Here is a 21,288-nt window from a genome sequence, read left to right as displayed (position 1 = left end):
CGATGTTTGTTTAGCTAGTTACTAATTGTTTGGACTGTAAGGATGAGCTTATTTCTTTCGATCGTTTTTCCGCTCCCTTGACAGCTTCTGAGATAGCCTTACCTCCGCCGAACTCTGCCAGTGCATCAAGTCCTGCAGCTGTAGTACCATTTGGGGATGTTACATTCTCTCTTAGTTGAGTTGGTGATTCTTCACGTTCAAGCATCATTTTGGCTGCACCGAAAATGGTTTGAGCTCCAATTTTACGTGCTAATTCAGGATCTAATCCGGCTTGGGCACCTGTCTTTTCAATGTGTTCCATTAAATAGTAAAAGTATGCTGGGCCACTGCCGGCAATGCCAGTGAAAATGTCCATCTGACTTTCTTCAATCACGAACACTTCACCAATACTTGATAGTAACTCTTTTGCATTTTCCATGTCTTCTCTTGAAGTAAAGCGGCCTGCACTTATGGCTGTAGCAGATTCTTTCAACATACTTGACGTATTTGGCATGACTCGGATAACAGGCTGACCTGCAGGTAATTGCTCTTCCATATGAGAAGTAGTGATTCCTGCAAGCACCGACATAATCACTGTATCGTTTCTTACTAAGTGATTAATCGAATCTAATGCTTTATCAATATCCTTCGGTTTCATCGCGAGAATGAGAACATCTATCTCATTAAAGGGTAAATCATCTTTTGTGAAAGCCGTTATATCGTATTTCGCTTTCATTTCCTGAAGTCTTCCTTGATTGCTTCGGTTAGAAACAATAATTTGTTCTAATGGGATCTTTCCGCTTTGAACGGTACCTGAAATCATTGCTTCCGCCATGTTTCCTGCACCTAGAAAAGCAATCGTTTTTTGTTTTAACAATCATATCCACTCCTGTTCCTATATTTGTTGGGTTTTTAATCGTACATGCATTGTTTAAGTTAGTAATAAATATAAAGAATTGTTAGTTGTTAAATTTCCTGGTTAATGTGTTTAAAAACCTTAGTTGTCGTGTGTTTGTTCACAACGTTTATTATCGTAACACGCTGGTATATGATATCAAGGGCAATAAAGGAAGTAGTTAGGAATTGGCCGAAATACGAAGTGGAAGCGCTATCATTGCCATTTATGTTAGTCAGATTCCTTCTAAAGGCTATATATTGGCTCAGAGAGCGTATAATCAGAATTTTTACTTTTGCTTTACTGATTGAATGTGAGTTGATTTTTCAACCACATACTGTCAGAGCAGTTCTTATCGCCGTATTCATTCCTACTTCCCAATCAACAAAAAAACCCGTTAAGCATTTTTCAGCTTAACGGGCTTTATGAATTCATTCAGTTGTAGCTTCGTCTGCGCTCTTACCATTAAGAAAACCTTTCAGAGCTTGTATATTTTCTGCAAAGTTAATATCAAGTACAGAACCTACACCGCTATAGCTTCCAAAACCATACGATCCTTCAACTGGAATGGTGAGTTTATCCATATCACTACTGTTACTCAACAGGATATCTTTAGCGATGGAAATTTGATCAAGCTTACTCATATTTGTCTGAATATAGGGTTGAATGGATCCAGCCATTTTAGGAAGCTTTGTTACTCCACCTATTGAGAGGACCTCATCTTTAAGAGCATTTATGACTTTTTGTTGTCTTTCAACCCTGCCAAAGTCTCCCTCTGCATCAGCACGGAACCTTGCATACCCCAATAATTCTTTCCCATTTAAGGTTTGAACACCAGGCTGAAGGGAAACGCCGATGTTTTCCGACATCGCCTTTTCCACATCCATTTCAATTCCATCCGGTGCCAGTATATCAACGGATTGTTCAAATCCCTTAAAGTCGACTACCATGAAATATTGAATATCAATATCAAAGTTGTGTTTGATGGTCTTTCTAAGCAATTCTGGTCCACCTAAATAAAAAGCTGTATTCAGCTTGTAGTTTTGATATCCCGGTATTTCAACATATATATCCCTCATAAAGGAAACGAGTCTGGTTTCATTTGTTTTGGGATCGATCTGTGCGAGCATCATCGTGTCGGTTCTGGATTTCTCCTCGCCTCTGCTGTCGACCCCCAATAACAATACGTTGACCTTACCGTTTTTATCTTTCACACCATTAAATTTATAATCTTCTTGAAGCTTATCGTCTCCCGCCATTTTGTATCCACTATAAAATTGAAATGCTGTATAACCGAGTAAACTAAATATAAGTAATAATAATACCAATATCACTTTTCTTCCGCGTTTTTTCTTTTTAGACTTGCGATCTAATCGTGAATCCATTTCTTCACCTACTTTTATGACATTCATGAATTACTGATGATAGTATGAAATAGTACTCTATTCGAATGAAATTAACAATCGAAGAATCTTGGATAAACTAACACATTTCTCCATACCATTTGAAAGTTTATTTTATCACAAATATCCATAAAAGTATTTATTTGTTCCTATCATTGCAAATGAAGGGAATGGAAGTAACCGTTCGTAAGTTCTATTACATCATGTTCCTCTACTTTGTGGTAAGAAATGATGAATGAAGTAGAAGGCCCGCTCGATTTGTCTAAGTCTTGGGTGGACGTGACATCCTCTCTTCTTAAAGGCTTCCCTAATAAGAGAGAAAGTTCATGAAAAACGCCTTTAGAGCCGACTGGCATTATATCGATGATAGAAGAGTGATGAACACAGCTCATAAATAGAGATAGTGGAGCAATGGAAGCATGTTGCTTTATCACTTCATTTCCTACCAGGGGGGTTCCGATAAGCGCATAAGCAAGGTTGGTACAAGAGGGAAAGGGTCTCTTCTTGTTTCTTATGCCAATACACGTAACTCCAAGGGCCGATTGATTAAGATCTATATTCGATTCAGTACTCCCCGTAATTGGAATACCTTCCTGATTCATTTCACTTAAACCTTTCTTCACACCACTGCAATACTGCTCCCATACAGCATCACTTGTAAAGTTCATTAATTGAATAGCTTTGAGCCTTGCTCCCACGGCCAAACATTCCATCGCTGCTACACGGAAACAGTAATATCCCACTGTCTCCGGATCGGTCAGGACTACATCCCCTTCTTTATTTCCAATCCCTCCGCTGCAATCCGAAGCCAGGATCAGCTCTTCTTCATCTGAAATTGAAATGGATATAACATCTCGAAGCTTGATCATGCGATTTTTCCCCTTTTCACTCTTGAACGAAGAGGAGGATACAAGAAGTGGGCAATCGTTAAATTAATGAAACTGGCTACTAGTAAGGAAGGAAGAATGGCATAATAAAATGAAGAACTAAGGATAAATATAAATGGAATTCCCGCAAGTAGACCGTTTCCTATAAAAAAAAGGATGGCTGCAAGTCCCCGTTTCCCATTCGAAAACACATATCCAAATAACCATACAAAGAAGGCCATTTCAGCAGCAATGAGCACATGAAAAGGGCCAAGTGGGAAGCCGGCGTACAGACTCGAAAGCAAGTGGCCTCCCCCTGCAATGATTGCCCCCCATCTCCCATTGTAGAGGGAAGCAATCAATAATGCAGGCATACTATCCAATGCAATCGTACCTATTACGGCAGGTATCTTCACCATCCCACCGATCGCCGAAAAAGCCATAAACAAGGAAAGTAATAAAAGAGTTTTAAGATTAATTTTCATTTTTTTTCTGAACTTTACTGTTTGAAAATACGTTGGCGCTGCGAATATATTCGACATCCTTTACGTTACAACGATAATTGATTACACGGGCCAATGCGAAAAAGTAATCAGATAGTCGGTTGATATACTGCAATGCCACAACTGGAAATTCCTTGTCCGTTTTTAAAAGCGAAACCATGATTCTCTCTGCTCTTCTTGTAACCGTTCTAGCGATGTGAATACTTGATGAAGCTTTCACGCCACCTGGTAAAATGAACTTCTCAAGTGGAGGCGCTTCCTTCGTAAACCTATCAATCTTCTCCTCCAACTCCTGGACGGATTGGGTCTGAAGCTTGATTTTTCTATGCTTAGAAACGTTGGATAGGTCACCGCCACAATCAAATAGTTCATGCTGAATCGTCTCAAGATCCTGTAGTACATCCTGAAAACGCTCGGCATCCAGTTCTGAAATGGCTTGCCCGACAAAAGAATTCACTTCATCTAATGTTCCATATGCTTCGACACGAATATCATCTTTATCTACTCTTCCACCGATTAAACTTGTTTGACCTTTATCACCAGTTCTTGTGTAAAGCTGCATCCTTACCCTCTCCTTTAACCTTTTAATGATGTAGCAAGTCCGTACCAAACCAGCCAAACTTGCTGAGAAATTTCCGCCAGATCTTGATAAACCCATCCTGTCATATCCCGCCATTCCCTGGACAGCTTATCCATTGGGACAATTCCTTTCCCGATTTCTGAACCTATCCAGATCACTCTGCGATCAGGGTCTTCTTCTTCCCACTGCTTTAAGGATTGCATCAAAATTGTAAATGACTTTCTGATTTCACAATCATTATTTAAAATGATTGATCGAATTCCATACTCAAGTCCCTCAATTACGATGACAGAGTTTGAAAAGTTGATGTCATCCAAATGAATCCTTTCTCCTCCAAATAATGGAATCCAGGTTGTATCCGTTTCTTTAAGATTAAAATGGATTTTCACCCACCTGCTTTTCCCATTAAAGGAACCTCCCGTAACGAAGTACATGTTTGATTCCTCCAATCATTTTCTGTCTTCCATACCAATTCATACCCTGCCCCATGGTTGACCTCCCATTCCCAAAACGTTCTGTGAACATTTCTAGGAGATAACGAAGTTAATAGATGTCGAATGACTCCACCATGAGTAATTACAGCGTACCGCTTCCCATTGTGCTCTTCTATCTGGTTTATGATCTGTGCCCAGGCTAGATCGACTCGTTTTCCAAATTGATCCATCCCTTCCCCATTTGGTGGAGAAATGGATGGGTCCATTAACCATTCTTGATAAGCAGCGTCATCCTTTAAGCACTCATAGGTTAATCCTTCCCAGTCTCCAAAGTGTATCTCTCTTAAAAGGGATGAAGAGTTCAATGGAGCATGAGGAAACAGAAAATGAGCGGTTTCTAAACAGCGGTTAAGATCACTCGAAAAGCAACGTTCATACTCTTCACAAAAAGTATTTCGCCTTTTAAGTAATTCGATTCCTTTTCGAGATAAACTGGAATTGGTCCAGCCGAGGTATTTCCCCTTCTCATTTTCTTCTGTTAAACCATGGCGAATACATGCAATAACCATATAGTCATCCATAAACACAACTCCACTCCCTCTACACTGCCCCCGATTGTATCACCGGTCATACCACCAAACCATTTAATGGTTTTAGAATAAACAAGCCAGAATACAACGAACGTCACCATGGTGAATAAAGCATATAGATTAATCAAGTCTAAAAGGAAGCCGCCAATCCCACCCAACAATAAGGCAAGAACAATCCATATAAGATCATAAACCCTCACATTCTTGCTGAATCCACTTCCCATTCCTGATGTCTGGGCTGGAGGAATAAGAATGAGACTTGCCCCCATGACCATTCGACTAAAAAAGGGAATCGACACCAGGAACAGACCAATCAATAAAGTAGAATACGTTTGATGAATGGTTTCATAAATAAATAAAAAACGTGATGAAAGCAATACCACCAGTGATAAAACCCCAAAGGCACCTACACGTGGATCCTTCATAATATCTAATCGTTTCTCCCTATCTCTATAGGAAAAAAAGGCATCACTTGCATCCATATATCCATCTAAATGAATCCCACCTGTTAATACGATGGGCATTACCCAAATGAAAAACGATAATCCTAAAGAGCTAATATGAGTATAAGAATCCAGAAATACATATACTCCTAAATGAAGCATACCCAGGAATAGACCTAAAAGTGGAAATGTACGAACCATCCACTTCATTTCCCTTTTTCCTACTGAGAATTCTTTACGGATTGGCAGAATCGTAAAAAACTGAAGATTAAGGAGGAAACTTTTAAATAGGATCATACTGCAACCGTCCTTCCTCATTTAGACCCCTCTTTTTCACAACAGGGATCCCCGCCGTCATTTCAATCGCAACACATGCTTTTTTCACCATTCTTCTATGTAATGCACCAAGTGTTTTCTGGAAAGTAAGGAGACCGTTTGAATCAACTGGAAGGTCAGAAACCAATTCATTACTAACCAGGAGCAGTACATCAACTCTATTTAGTAATTGAATGATAGACTGATAGATTTTCTCTTCTATATACTGACCTTTCTTCTCTCCATTACCATACAGCTCATTTGTTAAAAGAGTTGTGAGGCAGTCTAACAGAACAACGGAGTGTGGAGGAATGTCGTTGATTATCCTTTCAATCGAATTGGGACATTCAATCGTCGTCCATTCCACCTTATACTCTTGCCGGTCTTGCTGGTGTTTTCTGATTCTTTGCTCCATCTCCCTGTCAGTGTTCACTCCACAAGCAAGATAGACCAATGGAACGTTTGACTTTTTGTTCTCTATTGCCCATTTCTCAGCAAAAGAGCTTTTGCCGCTTCTAACCCCTCCGGTTATAAAATATAGGGTTCCCAAGCCGATTCCCCCCTCTTCTCAATCACCCTGTCATTGAAATAATTCTACTCTGTTTGATCCAAATAGCGTTGAATGGCTTTTTTCGTTACCTCATACACACCGCGCCCAATCAACTTCCCTATCGGTGTAATCGGCCCAGCAAACGGTTCCAGTCCACCTTTTTGACTGGAGGCAATCAGAATACTGTCGGTCGGTGTCCCGGTTGCAAGCTGACCTGTTCTTCTGTCCCTCACATTCATGTCGTGCAGGGCTCTCACCTTCGCTTCTGTTGAAGTTACAAGGGCTTCAATATATGCCTCATCTGATAAATTCCCATTTATAAACACCCACGTATTTATCGTGCCCGGCTTAGACTCTATACCATATTGATAACTTGTTGACACATCAATAGCATTTCCAATACCAGCAGTCACAACAACGAACACAGAATGCCCATGTGTCTCGAAACGATCGCATACCATATTATTTAAAGGAAGAGCGGTCATCATACCAACTGAAAAAGATGAATCAAGGTCTTTTTGAACAAGAAACCCCTTCATATCCTCGTGATAGTCCGAGCAGTCATAATCTGCAGGGACTCTGCGGTTGATAAAGTGCTTGTACCAGCCGATTCCTGCACCAATGATCCCTGAGGACATACATTTAAGTGAAAAAGGTGCAGAGAAATGTATATAATCTTCCTCCACATTGAGGTAATGTTCATCTAAAACGGGGTCCTCGATCTCACCCTCCTCTGGAATGATTACCATTTGAGGTTTTGCCACTAAAGGGTGAGCCTGTTTTTGAACCTTTGTATGATACACCTCTTCGATATACTTCTCTTTCAAGACTTCTTCTGGATGATGGAGAAGTTTTGTTCTTCCTTTGTCCAGTAGGAGTAAGCGGTCACAGTATAAACTTGCTAAATTTAAGTCGTGAAAGATCGCGACTACCGTTAATTTCTCTTGAGCCGTTTGATTTTTAATTAAATCTAACAGTGATTTCTGATACGAAAGATCAAGATGATTAGTAGGTTCATCAAGCAACAGGACCTGCGGCTCCTGAGCGAGAGCCTGGGCAAGGAATACCCTCTGCCGTTCTCCCCCGGACAACTCATGAAGAAAGCGGTGCTGAAAGGACGTAATGCCCGTTTGATCCATTACCTTCTCTACGATTTCAGTATCTCGTTCAGTCGTTCCTTTTAAAAAACCTTTTTGGTGAGCATATCTCCCAAGCATAACCGTCTCCCTCACTTCATAGGAGAAGGATTCTGTTGATATCTGAGGAAGTACCGCTACTTGTGTGGCCAAATCCCTTGAAGAAAAATGATGCAGTTTTTTTCCTTTTAATGTGATGTTTCCATCCATTAATGGAAGCAGACCTGTCATGGCTTTTAACAGCGTCGTCTTTCCACTTCCGTTCGGTCCAAGAATCCCAAAGAATTCCCCTTTATCTATATGAAAATTCATGTCTTCCACGATTATTTTATCGTTATATCCTACTGTAACACCGTTTACATTTATCATGATGAAAGCCCTCTTTTCTTCAGGAGAATATAAGCAAACATCGGGGCACCGATAAGAGCTGTTATCACTCCAATCGGAAGCTCGGTTGGTGCAATGATGGTTCTTGAGATGAGATCGGCCAACACGAGAAAGCCTCCACCTACGAGGATGGACAAAGGAAGTAAGTGTCTATGGTCATGCCCTACTATCCTTCTTAGAAAATGAGGGATTACAAGCCCCACAAATCCAATTGTACCTGAAACGGCGACAGCCGCTCCCGTCAGGATACTACCTGCAATTAAGATGAGGAGTTTTCTTTTTTGTACGGATATTCCGATATGATGAGCTTGTTCTTCACCAAAGCTCATACCATTCAGTTCCTTGCCATTGAGAAACAACACTATCACTCCAATTAAGAAAAAGGGGAATATAATCGTAATGTAATCCCACCCTCTCATGGATACACTTCCAAGAAGCCAACCGATGATCTGTCTTAATTCCTCTCCAGTCAGGGCAATCATTAAAGATATAAGGGAACCTAAAAAAGAACTGAAAATGATTCCTGTTAATATGATGGTTTCTACCTTCATGGTTCTTTCAACCTTCTGTGCAAACCATAATACAAAGAACACGGTTATAATCGAACAAAGAATACTGAGAAAGGGAAGCGTAAACTTCCCAATGAACGGAATGCTCCAATTAAAGAACAACGTAATAACAGCGCCGACCGATGCTCCTGAAGACACACCCAATGTATATGGATCAGCCAGCGGGTTGCGCAATAGTCCTTGAAAAGAAGCTCCTGCAATTGCTAAGGAGCTTCCAACCAATAATGCCAATAATACTCTGGGCAATCTTATTGAGTACACTATATTTACAAACATTGGATCAATTTCTTCCGGTAAAGGGTATCCAAGCCATTTAGCTCCAACGATGAACAAGATATCCTTCGGTGGGACAGAGACGGTTCCAATCGAAATACCGGCAAAGAGAGCGAATAGTAAAAACGATACAGCCAACCCGTATGTTATCCAAATTTTATTCTGCAAATAACTCCGGATAGATCGACTTTGCAATTTCCTCTACTCCTTCAACTAATCTCGGACCAGTACGTGTGACCAGATCTGAATGCACGTCATGGACATCTTCATTTTTCACAGCGGTTACATCCTTCCAACCTTCTCGGCCCATCACTTGTTCTTTAGGATTTTCACTATAAAAACCATAGGTTGTAATGATGACGTCAGGATTTGAAGCGATGACCGCTTCTTGGTTAACTTGGACCCATCCCTTCTGATCACTCATCACATTTTCGGCATTTACAAGTGAAAGCATTTGATCAATAAAAGTATTTTTCCCTGTCGAATATATGTCAGGTGAAGGTGAAACCTCTACATACACGTTTTTCTTTTCAGTTACCCCACTGACTTTTTCCTTAATGGATTCTAGATCCGCTTTCATCTCAGAAATGACGGATTCAGCTTCATTTTTCTTGCCGACCAATGTGCCGATGTTTTCCATCGTGGTGTACACTTCCTCAAAGCTATTGGCATCACGGACGATATATATCTTTACCCCTGCATTGCGAAGTTGTTCTAACCCCTCTTCTGCCGACACAGCAGAGGACTCATGAGCAAGAACCAAATCCGGATTCAGACTGATAATCTTCTCAACGTTAAATTCCATTCCACCTATTTTTTCTTTCTCCGCCGTTTCTTTTGGGTAATTATCAAAATCTGAAACCCCAACAATTTCTTTGTTTAACCCTAACTCAAATAAGATTTCTGTGTTGCTTGGAATCAATGAAACAATATGCTTAGGTTGCTCATCCAGCGTGACTTTATTATTCAGGGCGTCGTTTATTGACAAAGGAAAAGCAGATTGTCCCTGACTGACTTCCCCGCTATTTTTTTTCTTTTCTACACTTTCACCATCAGTACCGCATGCTGAAAGTAGTCCTAGAGATAATATTAGTGCAAGAATGATTTTGAATGTGTGTTTCATGCGTTTTCCTCCTGTTATTGAACTTATTCCAGACAAAAAAAACATCTCCAGTGGGACTAGAGATGTTGTGTAAGATGCATAAAAAGGTTTTGGACCGTTAACCATGCACATTACACCTTTCTATCCGCGTAGTTTGGTGCGAAAGACATTAGGCAGGTCTCCTGGCTCATGGTCATTGTTTGCTGCACCTTCCCATACCTATTGGTATAGTGGCATTCATACAGCTCACTTCCATTTACAGTGGCGGGACCGCGTTGGAATTACACCAACTTCCCTATTATGAAGCAACAAAGTTTGCTACCGAAACCTCCGCTTCACCTAATCTCGTATCATATGTAATAATTGTTGCGTTCACATGAATTATACACAAGTTATCATCGTTAGTGAATTGATTTTTATGAATTTGTTGAAATTTGCGGGATGATTGAACCTGCATAATGTAAGTTGATCGTGTGCTTGGGCAACCGAATAGGAAAAGAGCTTTGGATTATGTGAGTTAAACCATATAGGCAAAGAGTTTGAAGCTAATTGATTGTCGCTTCCTGCCTTTCATGATAGAATCTGTTTCAAGTTATCGCTTTACTACTTTAGAGTGGCACATTTATAGGAGGTTTTCGCAATGAATGAAAAAAAAGAGGTTGCTACTTTTGCCGGGGGTTGTTTTTGGTGTATGGTAAAACCATTTGATGAACTACCGGGTATTATTGACGTAGTATCAGGTTATTCAGGGGGCCATCTTGAAAACCCTACCTATCAGGATATTAAAGCCGGTAACAGCGGACATTATGAAGCTGTTCAAATCACCTTCGACCCTGCTCTCTTTCCCTATGAAAGATTATTAGAATTATACTGGCCGCAAATTGACCCCACTGATGATGGAGGACAATTCCATGACCGCGGTGACCAGTATCGCACAGCTATTTTCCATCACAACGAACATCAAAAACAATTAGCAGAAAACACGAAGAAGGAAATAGAAGAAAGCGGACGATTCAAAAAACCAATCGTCACACAGGTTCTCCCTGCCTCAACCTTCTACCCGGCAGAAGAATATCATCAAAAGTTCTACAAAAAGAATCCCGATGAATATAAACAAGACCGGGCGAAATCAGGTCGTGACGAATTTATTGAGAGTCATTGGGAAAACCCAAAAGCTTAAAGGCTTTAATAAAATTTATCCTACCGAGAGAATGAAAAAAACTCCTTTCGCCAAACTAATTGGCAGAAAGGAGTTTTTATATGAAGAAAAATGATCACGTTAAAGAACATAAAGTGCAAGTCGTTGGATATGAAGGTCCAGGGAAACTAGTGAACTTCTTTGATCCCTATCCAGCTGAAGACGAGGCGAAAGTGAATAATTCAGATACGGTAGATAATCATAGTTCAAAATGAAAGTGAAAATAAATAAGGTGATGGTTATCATGAATCAAAGCATTACCTTTCTTCTACTTTATCCAATAAAATGGTTTACCTTCATTTGTTCATCTAAGATCCATTCCGCCGTAAGTTGTCCAGAAAGCGTGACCGTTGGTACACCTCCACCTGGATGGGTTGAACCCCCCACAAAGTACATATTAGAGAGCACTCTGCTCTTATTCGGAATCTTGAACCCTCCGTTAAGCTTTCAGTCTGTGACAGTACCATAGATCGATCCACCATTTGCCCCATAAAGGGTTTGAAGGTCGTTTGGAGTGAAGGAATATTCGTATTCTATATGATCCCTTAAATTGGTTACGCCCTTTTTCGACAATCGTAAGTCATATCCTTCTGAGGCAAGACGGATCGCTGTTGACATACCTCCTAATCCTCCACCTCCTACTATTACTTTCTTATTCATTTCATTTCCTCCTCACGAGAAAGATCGTTTTCGACTGAACGCCTATTCAACTTTCCATTTGCCCATTTTGTATGACCCCAAAAAAATTTGACATGAATTAATACACACAAAACATCCAATCCTGATGAATAAGGGTATTACCTATAACGAAAATGGTTAAAATGTCGGTAAAATCAAAAGATTTGAGGGTGAAAAAATGTTTATTTGGTTATGGTCTGTTATTCTTACCGTTTTCCTTTTTACTAGAATCCCTACAGTCAAAAAGTCCATTCATGTAAGGAATAGTTTTCTCGTAAAAAAATGCTCCATCATCATTCCTGCCAGAAATGAAGAACTGACGATTGGAAATCTATTAACGAGTATTCAGAAGCAATTTATTCAGCCGTTTGAAGTGATCGTTGTAAATGATGGATCGAAGGATCGAACGAAGGCTATAGCTGAAGGGTTCGGAGCAACAGTCGTCGATACTCCTCCTCTTCCAAATGGATGGAACGGAAAATCTTGGGCTTGTTGGAATGGGGCGGAAGCATCAAAGGGTGAATTCTTACTGTTTGTTGACTCAGATACATGGTTCGAGCAAGCAGGACTTCTTAGAATATGCGAGACTTATCAACGACAACAATGTCAGGGAGTTCTGAGCATTCATCCCTATCATAAGATGAATAGTGGATATGAGACATTATCCATGATGTTTCATTTAATGGTATTCGCCGCAACAAGTGTCACCCATCTCCTTTCCGGATTGGTCAGACCTTCGGGTGGGTTTGGTCAGTGCTTCCTGTGTTCAAGAGATGTATATCAGCGAATCGGTGGGCACGAAGCAATCAAAGGAGATATGGTGGAGCATTTTGCATTAAGTCAACGTGCAAAAAAAGGTGGAGAATTAGTGGAAGCAGTCAGCGGAAGCAATGCCATATCCATGAGAATGTATGGGAACGGTTTGAGTGAGTTATTCCACGGGTGGTCGAAGAGTTTCGCTTCCGGGGCAAGATCGACAAACATCATCCTTTTGGGACTATCTTCTATGTGGATTATCTCTCTCACTTCTTTTGTCATACATTCGCCGGAAATGGTATGGACAGACCCATATATTTATATGATTCAGTACTTTTTTTTAAGTGTTTACTTGTATTTCATCCTTAGTAGGATTGGAAATTTCACCATTTTTGAGACGCTCTTATTTCCAGTCCATATTCTATTTTTCCTGATGACCTTTTCCCACTCGGTGTTTACAACATTTTTTACGAAAAACACAAAGTGGAAGGATCGATACGTCTATTTAGAGAAAGGGAAGGATGAAAAGATGAAATGATCATCCTTTTTAATATTTTTCGCATGGGTAAGTATTCATTTCGTTGTTTCCTTTTTGACATCCGGATTGACCCCCAAACAACTCCAAAGGTTGTCCCCCATCTTTCAGCCTCTTGAACTGAAAGCCGGGGGTGGCATGTTTCGGTTTTTGAAGATTAAAAAATGGAAGAAATAAATACCTGGTGCAGGGGGATGGTTTCGTGGTGGTGTCAATATGAATGAAATCGGTCTCTCTTCTCAACAGGGTCGGATCGCCTTCCTTCTCGAATTGAATTGTGCCGAATTATCCCACTGGTTGCAAATGATACCGACACCATTCTTTTTCATTCTAAATAATGGAGTCGAGTCCTGGGTAATGTTCCTATAAGGGAATTTTATTTAACCTACCCCTTATTCTCGTGCAGCCCTACAATCGAATAAGTATCGTAAAGATAATGGTTCAATATTCTCCGTCAAAATCTCGCCCATCAGGGAATCTAAGTCCCCACATTTCTAACCATTTTACAAATAGTGAATAAATTTTTAAAAATTAGACCATTTTAAATGATAAGAACCGAGGAAGTCCTCCACTTCAATAGCCATACATCACCCGATTTGCTCGGTTCCCTCTTCTAGTTCCCTCCTTCTTCCATATAACCCATATGTAGATAATTGTCGAACAAATAAGTCTCTTCTTTTTCTCATCATTATGCTAAACTAATTGCATCAATTATGAGGAGGAAATAACATGCAAAAAACGTTCAAAACACTTTCAACATTTCAAGGAGGAGTGAACGTTTAAGTTCCTTATACATGAAACGACGCTCCTTCTTCCGGGACAAATAGTACAACATTAGGAAGCAGGAGACATATATGGACAAACGAACGATTGCATCCTATAATATCCGGATGCTATTTTGGATTTCTTTTTTTGGTACGATCAGTTTTCTTCAACCAGTCTTGACTTTATTCTATTTTGAAAGAGGATTAACTTCTTCTCAAATTTTGATTCTACTCATGCTTTGGAGTGGAGCTGTTTTAATTGGAGAAGTTCCAACCGGAATGTTTGCTGATCGGTTTGGGGCAAAGTATTCCTTTTTATTTGGATCTGTGCTTAAAATCCTTAGTATTGTGTTTCTTTTATTTGCCTATGAGCCTTGGATGTTTTTCTTATACAGCTTTATAAATGGGTTTAGCGTGACTTTTTTTTCCGGGGCTGATGAGGCTCTTATCTATGACTCACTCAAAGAATCCAATGAAGAAAATCGCATGGAACATGCAATGGGCAAAATTCAATCTGCCACATTTATCAGTATGTTGATTGCGGTTATATTCGGTTCTTATTTAGCTAAAGATTTAGCTGACAGCCAATTTAATCTACTCATTATCTTAGGTTTAGCATTCCATTTAATAGAGGTATTCTTCGTCCTCAAGATTAAGCAGCCCTCTATGGACTCCTTCAATAGAGAGAATCCTTTTTCTCAAATTAAAAGTGGTTTGCGCGTGATTCGTCAAGCACCGGAGCTTTTGCTGATGTTTCTAAACGTAACATTGGTCTTCATTCCTGCAGGTGCTGTTTATCAATACTTTGATCAGCCCTTGATGAAGGAGGCAGGGTTGCCTGTTTATTTAATTGGTGTTTTTTATGCGATTTCGGCAGTCACGGGTTTTCTTGCTTCTAATTCCATTGGATGGATGACTGCAAAGGTTTCGAGGGTGAAGCTTATGAGTGTATCTGGTTTGTTAGCCGTAGCAGGTTTACTATTATCCGCTATGTTTGGTTCATCATTATGGATTGTTCTAGGATCTTTTTTCGTATTAAGACTCGTTCGAGCCATCCGTTATCCGATATACGCTCAATTAAGCAATGATTTGATTCCGTCCGGGATCAGGGCGACGACAATCTCCTTGCTATCCATTGTAGATTCTGGCCTGGACCTTGTCGTGTTCGGAGTGTTATCCACAATTGCAGTGACAGGATATTCCTCTGTATTGATCGGATGTGCTTTCATCGCATTACTCGGCACGCTCCTGCCTATTAAATCCGTAAGTATACAAGAAAGCCAACAAAATGTGAAACATATAGAAACATAATATATAAAAAGAGTGCTGACAGTTATGGTCAGCACTCTTTTATATATGTTCGAGAAAATCAGGGAGGGGCCACACTCTCTGGACAAGCCTCCCCGTTATTGTTTTTACTTTTTTAAGTAAGTCCAGCCTTCTTCTTGATAAACCCGGTCTTCCTTCATGAGTTTTCCAAGAGCTCGTTTGAAGGAAGCTTTGCTCATATTAAAGCGATCTTTGATGTCATCCGGCTGACTCTTATCCCAAAAAGGAATAGCTCCATTTCTTTCTGCAAGATACTCAAGAATGACCTCCGCATCATCCAGCATTTTGTCCTGCTTTAACGGTAAGAACGATACATTTAAGTTCCCGTCATCCTTAACGTCGATGACTCTCCCTTCAACCAGCTCTCCCAGTCTTGGCTCCGCTTTGCGTTCATTCTCGTGAACGAAGCAACGATATCCTTGTTCGGATAAGAAGAAGGTTCCTACCCTCAGTAGTCGATATACTCGTCCTTGCACTTTTGCGTTCATCATTTCTGTAGATGCTCTTCTAGACACCTGTTCAATGATATTTTCAGTGGCTAGTCGTCCGTATAAGCGGTCCTGCTTATCACGATTCAGTGTTAAAAACAACTGATCACCCGGGTTTGGCCAAAGTTCCAGGAATTTAGGAAGATCATCTGCTGAGACTAAAATATCCTTAGGAAGTCCAATGTTAACGAAAACGCCCAAATCCTCCCGTTTATCCACTACCTCAGCCCATCCGTAAGCACCGACTTGTACTTTAGGGATACGCATTGTGGCTGTAAGGCGAACATCCTTATCATGATAAAGAAACACCTTCACAGTATCTCCTTCTTGAATTTCTTCTGTTATTTCAGAATGGTGCAGTAACACACGATCTATTTCATTCGTTAGAAAGAATCCATAAGGTACTTCATGATCAACGAATAAATCCACTACCGTACCTGGTTTTAAAGAAGACATTATTCTATTTCCTCCTATTTCAATTAAGTATTAACTTAGTCATCTCTCTACTCAACGTTTATATTCACTAAATATAGCTTTTTTAACTGATTATGTATAGTACATGAGGCGATTTTTATAATAAACCATCAATTTAGAAAATAATGAATTCACGAACATTTAGTGGTTCCATTGACCCGATGAAAGTGACTTGATATGATGCTTCTAATTCAATTATAACAAAATCTCATACACCTTGTATAAGTTCAAGAATACGGCTTGAACGTTTCTACCAGCTACCTTAAATGGCTTGTCTACAAGATAAAGTAACACGATTATTTTATCCTATGGATATGACTCTGGTTGATTTGGGACCAGAGTTTTTTTATTTTTCTACTTGGAGGGTTATTTATGAAAACATTCTTTCAATTTGCTGAAAGAGGGACAACTTATAGAAAAGAAACGTTAGCAGGGGTAACGACCTTCCTTTCAATGGCCTATATTCTTGTCGTCAATCCAATCATTCTTAGTCAGGCGGGAATGGATAAAGGCGCATTATTTACGGCTACTGCCCTGTCGGCGATTGTAGGGTCCCTTCTAATTGGGATACTTGCAAACTTCCCGATAGGTATTGCTCCCAGCATGGGACTTAACTCTTTCTTCACCTTTTCTGTATGTATCGGAATGGGCGTTCCATGGGAAATTGCACTGACCGGAGTATTTGTGGCCGGCATCATATTTATGATTTTAAGTGTCATGAAAATACGCGAGAAAATCATCAATGTCATTCCACAGGATTTAAAATACGCGATTGCAGGTGGAATTGGTTTTTTCGTAGCGTTTATTGGATTTAAAAATGCAGGACTTGTGGTTGCCAATCCAGAAACCTTTGTCTCGATCGGAAATCTTTCTTCTCCTACTACACTCCTTGCAGTCTTCGGATTCGTTATTACATTGATGATGTTAGTTAGAGGCATTCGGGGCGGTATATTTTACGGAATGGTCGCAACCACCGTCCTGGGTATGATTACCGGGAAGATTGGGGTGCCTCACTCCATTATTGGTAAGGTTCCTAGCTTAGAGCCTACATTTGGAGTTGTTTTTACTCATTTAGGTGACATTTTCACCCTTGAAATTATGGCGGTGATCTTCACATTCCTATTTGTAGCATTCTTTGACACTGCAGGGGCATTGATTGCTGTTGCCAGTCAAGCGGGTATAATGAAAGATAATAAGATCCCGAATGCAGGTAGAGCTCTTTTAGCTGATTCCGCTTCCGGAGTTGCAGGAGCGATGTTTGGGACTTCAACGACAGCCTCCTTTGTAGAATCCTCTGCAGGAGTAGCCGTTGGAGGCAGAACGGGATTTAGTTCTATTGTGATTGCTTTCTGTTTCTCTATTGCTCTCTTCTTTTCTCCAATATTATCTGTTATTACTCCTGAGGTGACAGCACCCGCATTGATTATTGTCGGTGCTTTAATGGCTACCGAAGTAAGGCATATTAACTGGAGTCGCTTGGAAATCGTTATTCCAACATTTGTAACCATCATTATGATGCCCTTAACCTTCAGTGTTGCAACCGGGATTGCCTTAGGGTTTGTCCTTTATCCATTAGCGATGATCTCGTTGAAAAAATGGAAAGACGTTCATCCGATCATGTATATTCTTTGTGCATTATTCATGGTTTACTTTGCTTTTTCTTAAAACGAAGATAGTGAGTGCGATGGCATTCACTATCTTTTTCTTTGGCGTTTTCGCAAAGTTTGTCTGATAAGGGGAACCGCTCTGCTTGAAGCTAGCGTACGGCCGAGCCTCCTCAGTTAGCCGATCAGGTCTCGGCACGCCCGTTTTTCCGCAGGAGTCTACGCAGTTCCCCTCACCATCTATAAGAAATTTTTCGTGAAAGAGCTTAAAAGGGACAAAAAATAATCTAAAGACAAGATGAAATCGACCTCTGCTTTCTTTAAAAGAGGTTGTTTTCTAAAAGTAGATTTATAATAAAATCATGCTTAGAAAGTTGTTTCTCGCTGCAGGTGCTCGACTCCTGCGGGAGAAGCGGGACAGTTCTAAAAGTGGAGGGGCTTTGCCCAGGGGCGACAAGCATAAGACGAGTCTGCCAAAAAGGCGCTCTTTGCCTTTTTGGCAGAGTTGGCGGCTTATGACCTCGAGCCCCTAAGCACCGGAGCTAGACAGGTGAGACCCCGCAGGCGCACAGCGACGAGAAGGCTCACCGCCCGCCCCGCGGAAAGCGAGCATCCTGCAGCGGAAATCAACTACTACTTTCTTCTCTAAAATAGCAACATACTTTACGAAGAAAGCCATTTCTTTTTATAGATTTTTATGGAACCCCTGTACCGTTTCGTCGGTAGGAAGCAGGAATGTCATCATCCCTAGTAGTGGGAGAAAACTGCAAAGGATCATGACGAAACGAATGGTGAATAGATCGGCCAATCCCCCGAAGATGACTGCACCTACAGCTCCCATTCCAAAGGCAAGTCCAACCGTTAGTCCTGACACCATTCCAATTTTTTGCGGCAAAAGCTCTTGTGCATACACCACGATTACACTAAAGCTTGAAGACAAAATAAACCCGATGCAAAAGATAAATGGATAGACAATACTTAAAGATAAGTAAGGTAAAGCAAGGGTTAACGGGGCAGCACCTAACATTGAAAAGAAAATGATATTCCTTTTTCCAAAACGGTCTGAAAGCGGCCCTCCCAAAAAGGTTCCCAGTACTCCCGCAAACATAAATACAAAAATGTATGCTTGCGCTTCTTTAATTGAAAGACCGTAATCTTCAATTAAATAAAACTGGTAGTAATTGGATAAACCAGCTCCATACCACGAACGGGCAAACACTAAAAACACTACTAATACCATTGCCCATTTAATTCTTCTATGAATCGGTTTTTTCTTCACGTTTGTCTTGTTATGACGGATCATCTTTTCATTAGAACGTAATTGTTCAGAGTACCAATTGGATACATGAACTAAAACAATGACCCCTAAGATTGCTACTATGGAAAACCACAATGCCCCTTTTTGACCAAATGGAACAAATATAAATGCCGTAATCAATGGGGCAAGTGACTGCCCGGTATTCCCACCTACCTGATAAATCGATTGAGCCAGGCCCCTGCGGTTTCCGGCTGCCATATATGCTACCCTGGAACCTTCGGGATGAAAGATGGCAGAGCCGAATCCGATGAATAACACCGATAAAATTATCCATAAAAAATGACCGGATAATGCAAATCCCACCAAACCAATTAAGCTTGATAGCATTCCTAATGGAAGTAAATAAGGTTTTGAACGTATATCCGCATAATAACCGAATACAGGCTGCAACAATGAAGATGTCATATTGAGTGCAAATGCAATCCAACCAATTTGGGTATAATTCAGTTGCAAGGATTTCTCAATGATTGGAAACATAGCCGGAACAACTGCCTGTAACGTATCATTTATAAAATGACCAGAGCTAATGGCTAATAGAATACCGTAAATAGTAGGATTCTTAAGGGGTTTCACAGCTGCCTGGGCCAAATTTTGTCACTCCTTCCTTTTATTTCGTTACTCTAAATAGTATACTGAATTCCCTGTCCATTTCCTACAGGCAAATAAAAAAAGCCGAAGTAAAGTTCGGCTTTTTTATATTACCCTCTGTTCGGAAAAACGCGTCTCAGCATTTCTGCAATCTCTTCACCTAGTCCCTCAATAGGTTTTCCATTCTCTGCTTTGTCTGCATAATCTCTCATTTGATCAGTAAAATCAGGATTGGTTGAAATATAAACATTATTTATATTTCCGTTTTGACTTTTCACTTGGTCTGAAATCTTTTTCTCCAAGTCTTTTGAAACTTTTTCATTCATATTATCTTCAAGTACCACTGCTACATACGCGTTTTGGTCTGTTGTCATCACATTAGCGCTTTTAACCTCATCAAGACTAGCCACTTTATCTGCCTCTTTCTTGGCAAGTGAATAATCCTCTCTCATTGTTCCGTCATTTACATACTCACGATTATTTACATAATCACGATTAGCCTGATCGTTTTTGTAGTTCACTTTTTCCAAATTCCGGTTATTCATTTCTTGTCCTTCTTCATTCATGTCATTCCCCATACCGCAACCAGTTGCAATGCTCATGAACATTAATCCCAAAAGGGACATCAATAGATATTTTTTCAAATTGACTACCTCCTAAATATTATTCACCCTTACTATCTCCACAGTCCTTTAAAACTATTCAAAAACTGATTTAGCGTTTAATTCAACACACATTAAGGGAAAACTCCTTATGTAGAATGTTTTCGGAGGTGGAGAAATGTTCCAGGCTGCTTTATGGGGAGGGATTGCCAGTATATCCTTACTAATCGGAGCTGTTATGGGGATTTATTTGCACATATCAAAACGAATTGTCGCTTATATTATGGCATTAGGAACGGGGTTGATCATAGGGTCTGCCACCTTTGATTTACTAAGTGAGGCAGAAGGTAAAGCAAACCTGCTCCATCTCACATCTATGTTCTTACTAGGGGCGCTCTTATTCACTCTCTTCGAAATCTTCATTTCTAAAAAGGGGGGAAGTGAAAGAAAGAGGGCAAAGGAGAATCCCCATGGTCATTCAGGATTAGCTATATATGTAGGAACCATAATGGATGCAATACCCGAATCCATCATTATTGGAGTCAGCTTTATAGGAGACCAACCAATACAATGGGTGTTTATCATCGCCATTTTCATCAGTAACTTACCTGAATCATTATCAAGCAGTATCGGTTTCAAGCTTGATCATTATAGTACAAGTAAAATTCTTACCCTCTGGGGAAGCGTAGTCGTTCTCTCATCCCTTAGCTCCTTGCTCGGGTATACACTCTTACAGGATGCGTCGGAAAGCATATCTTACATAATCGGAGCGTTCGGGGCAGGCGGATTATTAGCCATGGTATCCTCTACGATGCTGCCAGAGGCGTTTGAAGAAGGAGGGCCCATTGTCGGATTTCTATCTTCATTAGGAATCATACTTTCTTATATACTGACAAACTTGTCGTAAACCATTTCCGTTTAATCCCTTT

General features: G+C 40.3%; 21 protein-coding genes, 1 pseudogene and 2 riboswitches. Of the genes and pseudogenes, 6 read left to right on the top strand and 16 right to left on the bottom strand.

What is annotated here, in order from left to right; all coding sequences use genetic code 11:
• Positions 1-10: 10 nt before the first annotated feature.
• From proC to AC6CIB_RS01575, 12 genes are all read right to left on the bottom strand, one after another.
• Entirely contained in the window at positions 11-856 is an 846-nt protein-coding gene (gene proC / locus AC6CIB_RS01630; protein ID WP_498277593.1) for a pyrroline-5-carboxylate reductase, read from the bottom strand.
• Between the two features lie 449 nt (positions 857-1,305).
• Complete coding sequence (locus AC6CIB_RS01625; RefSeq protein ID WP_498277592.1) at positions 1,306-2,259, bottom strand: LCP family protein; 954 nt, start codon at positions 2,257-2,259, stop codon at positions 1,306-1,308.
• Between the two features lie 170 nt (positions 2,260-2,429).
• Positions 2,430-3,146, bottom strand: coding sequence for an ATP-binding protein (locus tag AC6CIB_RS01620; RefSeq protein WP_498277590.1), 717 nt, complete (start codon positions 3,144-3,146; stop codon positions 2,430-2,432).
• Positions 3,143-3,628: an ECF transporter S component gene (locus AC6CIB_RS01615; protein ID WP_498277589.1), complete on the bottom strand. Its 486-nt coding sequence runs from the start codon at positions 3,626-3,628 to the stop codon at positions 3,143-3,145. Before AC6CIB_RS01615 ends, AC6CIB_RS01620 begins: the two co-directional genes overlap by 4 nt.
• Positions 3,618-4,208: a cob(I)yrinic acid a,c-diamide adenosyltransferase gene (locus AC6CIB_RS01610; protein WP_498277588.1), complete on the bottom strand. Its 591-nt coding sequence runs from the start codon at positions 4,206-4,208 to the stop codon at positions 3,618-3,620. Before AC6CIB_RS01610 ends, AC6CIB_RS01615 begins: the two co-directional genes overlap by 11 nt.
• Before the next feature lie 14 nt (positions 4,209-4,222).
• Entirely contained in the window at positions 4,223-4,660 is a 438-nt protein-coding gene (locus AC6CIB_RS01605; protein WP_498277587.1) for a bifunctional adenosylcobinamide kinase/adenosylcobinamide-phosphate guanylyltransferase, read from the bottom strand.
• Positions 4,612-5,241: a histidine phosphatase family protein gene (locus AC6CIB_RS01600; RefSeq protein WP_498277585.1), complete on the bottom strand. Its 630-nt coding sequence runs from the start codon at positions 5,239-5,241 to the stop codon at positions 4,612-4,614. Before AC6CIB_RS01600 ends, AC6CIB_RS01605 begins: the two co-directional genes overlap by 49 nt.
• Positions 5,199-5,990, bottom strand: a complete 792-nt coding sequence (locus AC6CIB_RS01595) for an adenosylcobinamide-GDP ribazoletransferase (protein WP_498277584.1) — start codon at positions 5,988-5,990, stop codon at positions 5,199-5,201. Before AC6CIB_RS01595 ends, AC6CIB_RS01600 begins: the two co-directional genes overlap by 43 nt.
• Entirely contained in the window at positions 5,977-6,558 is a 582-nt protein-coding gene (locus AC6CIB_RS01590) for a bifunctional adenosylcobinamide kinase/adenosylcobinamide-phosphate guanylyltransferase (RefSeq protein WP_498277582.1), read from the bottom strand. The genes AC6CIB_RS01595 and AC6CIB_RS01590 overlap by 14 nt, the downstream gene beginning before the upstream one ends.
• Positions 6,559-6,602: 44 nt before the next feature.
• Positions 6,603-8,063 (bottom strand): adenosylcobinamide amidohydrolase, encoded by a 1,461-nt coding sequence (locus AC6CIB_RS01585; RefSeq protein ID WP_498277581.1) that lies wholly within the window; start codon positions 8,061-8,063, stop codon positions 6,603-6,605.
• Entirely contained in the window at positions 8,060-9,118 is a 1,059-nt protein-coding gene (locus AC6CIB_RS01580) for a FecCD family ABC transporter permease (protein WP_498277580.1), read from the bottom strand. The genes AC6CIB_RS01585 and AC6CIB_RS01580 overlap by 4 nt, the downstream gene beginning before the upstream one ends.
• Positions 9,081-10,046, bottom strand: a complete 966-nt coding sequence (locus AC6CIB_RS01575; RefSeq protein ID WP_498277579.1) for an ABC transporter substrate-binding protein — start codon at positions 10,044-10,046, stop codon at positions 9,081-9,083. Before AC6CIB_RS01575 ends, AC6CIB_RS01580 begins: the two co-directional genes overlap by 38 nt.
• Before the next feature lie 134 nt (positions 10,047-10,180).
• Positions 10,181-10,378, bottom strand: a riboswitch (cobalamin riboswitch).
• A gap of 287 nt (positions 10,379-10,665) precedes the next feature.
• Between AC6CIB_RS01575 and msrA the strand changes: the two genes are divergently transcribed.
• Positions 10,666-11,205: a peptide-methionine (S)-S-oxide reductase MsrA gene (gene msrA / locus AC6CIB_RS01570; protein WP_498277577.1), complete on the top strand. Its 540-nt coding sequence runs from the start codon at positions 10,666-10,668 to the stop codon at positions 11,203-11,205.
• Positions 11,206-11,285: 80 nt separating this feature from the next.
• The gene (locus tag AC6CIB_RS01565) at positions 11,286-11,438 is read left to right on the top strand and encodes a hypothetical protein (protein ID WP_498277576.1); all 153 of its coding nucleotides are present in this window, start codon (positions 11,286-11,288) and stop codon (positions 11,436-11,438) included.
• Positions 11,439-11,496: 58 nt separating this feature from the next.
• On the opposite strand, the pseudogene AC6CIB_RS01560 reads toward AC6CIB_RS01565, so the two are convergent.
• Positions 11,497-11,772: pseudogene (locus AC6CIB_RS01560) on the bottom strand (phytoene desaturase family protein); the annotation flags it as partial.
• Between the two features lie 307 nt (positions 11,773-12,079).
• On the opposite strand from AC6CIB_RS01560, the gene AC6CIB_RS01555 reads away from it, so the two are divergent.
• Together AC6CIB_RS01555 and AC6CIB_RS01550 are read left to right on the top strand one after the other, a co-directional pair.
• Positions 12,080-13,195, top strand: a complete 1,116-nt coding sequence (locus AC6CIB_RS01555; protein ID WP_498277575.1) for a glycosyltransferase family 2 protein — start codon at positions 12,080-12,082, stop codon at positions 13,193-13,195.
• Positions 13,196-14,046: 851 nt separating this feature from the next.
• Entirely contained in the window at positions 14,047-15,267 is a 1,221-nt protein-coding gene (locus AC6CIB_RS01550) for an MFS transporter (protein ID WP_498277574.1), read from the top strand.
• Between the two features lie 104 nt (positions 15,268-15,371).
• Here AC6CIB_RS01550 and AC6CIB_RS01545 read toward each other — a convergent pair whose 3' ends face one another.
• Positions 15,372-16,229 (bottom strand): CvfB family protein, encoded by an 858-nt coding sequence (locus tag AC6CIB_RS01545; RefSeq protein WP_148994017.1) that lies wholly within the window; start codon positions 16,227-16,229, stop codon positions 15,372-15,374.
• 215 nt (positions 16,230-16,444) lie between these two features.
• A riboswitch (purine riboswitch) is annotated at positions 16,445-16,545 on the top strand.
• Between the two features lie 74 nt (positions 16,546-16,619).
• Between AC6CIB_RS01545 and AC6CIB_RS01540 the strand changes: the two genes are divergently transcribed.
• Positions 16,620-17,912 carry an NCS2 family permease gene (locus AC6CIB_RS01540; protein WP_498277573.1) on the top strand — a complete coding sequence of 431 codons (1,293 nt, stop codon included), beginning with the start codon at positions 16,620-16,622 and terminating at the stop codon, positions 17,910-17,912.
• 624 nt (positions 17,913-18,536) lie between these two features.
• Here AC6CIB_RS01540 and AC6CIB_RS01535 read toward each other — a convergent pair.
• Positions 18,537-19,757: an MFS transporter gene (locus AC6CIB_RS01535; protein WP_498277572.1), complete on the bottom strand. Its 1,221-nt coding sequence runs from the start codon at positions 19,755-19,757 to the stop codon at positions 18,537-18,539.
• 110 nt (positions 19,758-19,867) lie between these two features.
• A complete protein-coding gene (locus AC6CIB_RS01530; RefSeq protein ID WP_498277571.1) occupies positions 19,868-20,401 on the bottom strand; it encodes a YhcN/YlaJ family sporulation lipoprotein in 534 nt (177 codons plus the stop codon).
• Between the two features lie 136 nt (positions 20,402-20,537).
• On the opposite strand from AC6CIB_RS01530, the gene AC6CIB_RS01525 reads away from it, so the two are divergent.
• A complete protein-coding gene (locus tag AC6CIB_RS01525; protein WP_498277570.1) occupies positions 20,538-21,266 on the top strand; it encodes a ZIP family metal transporter in 729 nt (242 codons plus the stop codon).
• Positions 21,267-21,288: the final 22 nt, after the last annotated feature.

Source organism: Rossellomorea sp. GQ25, from assembly GCF_059758515.1.
The sequence above is the reverse complement of the archived record's forward strand: the minus strand, read 5'-3'. Positions and strand labels throughout refer to the sequence as shown.

Bases quoted from the DNA above. Each gene is read 5' to 3' on its own strand.
- AC6CIB_RS01625 (WP_498277592.1), bottom strand. From the start codon at position 2,259: ATGGATTCACGATTAGATCGCAAGTCTAAAAAGAAAAAACGCGGAAGA.
- AC6CIB_RS01620 (WP_498277590.1), bottom strand. From the start codon at position 3,146: ATGATCAAGCTTCGAGATGTTATATCCATTTCAATTTCAGATGAAGAA.
- AC6CIB_RS01615 (WP_498277589.1), bottom strand. From the start codon at position 3,628: ATGAAAATTAATCTTAAAACTCTTTTATTACTTTCCTTGTTTATGGCT.
- AC6CIB_RS01610 (WP_498277588.1), bottom strand. From the start codon at position 4,208: ATGCAGCTTTACACAAGAACTGGTGATAAAGGTCAAACAAGTTTAATC.
- AC6CIB_RS01605 (WP_498277587.1), bottom strand. From the start codon at position 4,660: ATGTACTTCGTTACGGGAGGTTCCTTTAATGGGAAAAGCAGGTGGGTG.
- AC6CIB_RS01600 (WP_498277585.1), bottom strand. From the start codon at position 5,241: ATGGATGACTATATGGTTATTGCATGTATTCGCCATGGTTTAACAGAA.
- AC6CIB_RS01595 (WP_498277584.1), bottom strand. From the start codon at position 5,990: ATGATCCTATTTAAAAGTTTCCTCCTTAATCTTCAGTTTTTTACGATT.
- AC6CIB_RS01585 (WP_498277581.1), bottom strand. From the start codon at position 8,063: ATGATAAATGTAAACGGTGTTACAGTAGGATATAACGATAAAATAATC.
- AC6CIB_RS01575 (WP_498277579.1), bottom strand. From the start codon at position 10,046: ATGAAACACACATTCAAAATCATTCTTGCACTAATATTATCTCTAGGA.
- msrA (WP_498277577.1), top strand. From the start codon at position 10,666: ATGAATGAAAAAAAAGAGGTTGCTACTTTTGCCGGGGGTTGTTTTTGG.
- AC6CIB_RS01565 (WP_498277576.1), top strand. From the start codon at position 11,286: ATGAAGAAAAATGATCACGTTAAAGAACATAAAGTGCAAGTCGTTGGA.
- AC6CIB_RS01555 (WP_498277575.1), top strand. From the start codon at position 12,080: ATGTTTATTTGGTTATGGTCTGTTATTCTTACCGTTTTCCTTTTTACT.
- AC6CIB_RS01550 (WP_498277574.1), top strand. From the start codon at position 14,047: ATGGACAAACGAACGATTGCATCCTATAATATCCGGATGCTATTTTGG.
- AC6CIB_RS01545 (WP_148994017.1), bottom strand. From the start codon at position 16,229: ATGTCTTCTTTAAAACCAGGTACGGTAGTGGATTTATTCGTTGATCAT.
- AC6CIB_RS01540 (WP_498277573.1), top strand. From the start codon at position 16,620: ATGAAAACATTCTTTCAATTTGCTGAAAGAGGGACAACTTATAGAAAA.
- AC6CIB_RS01525 (WP_498277570.1), top strand. From the start codon at position 20,538: ATGTTCCAGGCTGCTTTATGGGGAGGGATTGCCAGTATATCCTTACTA.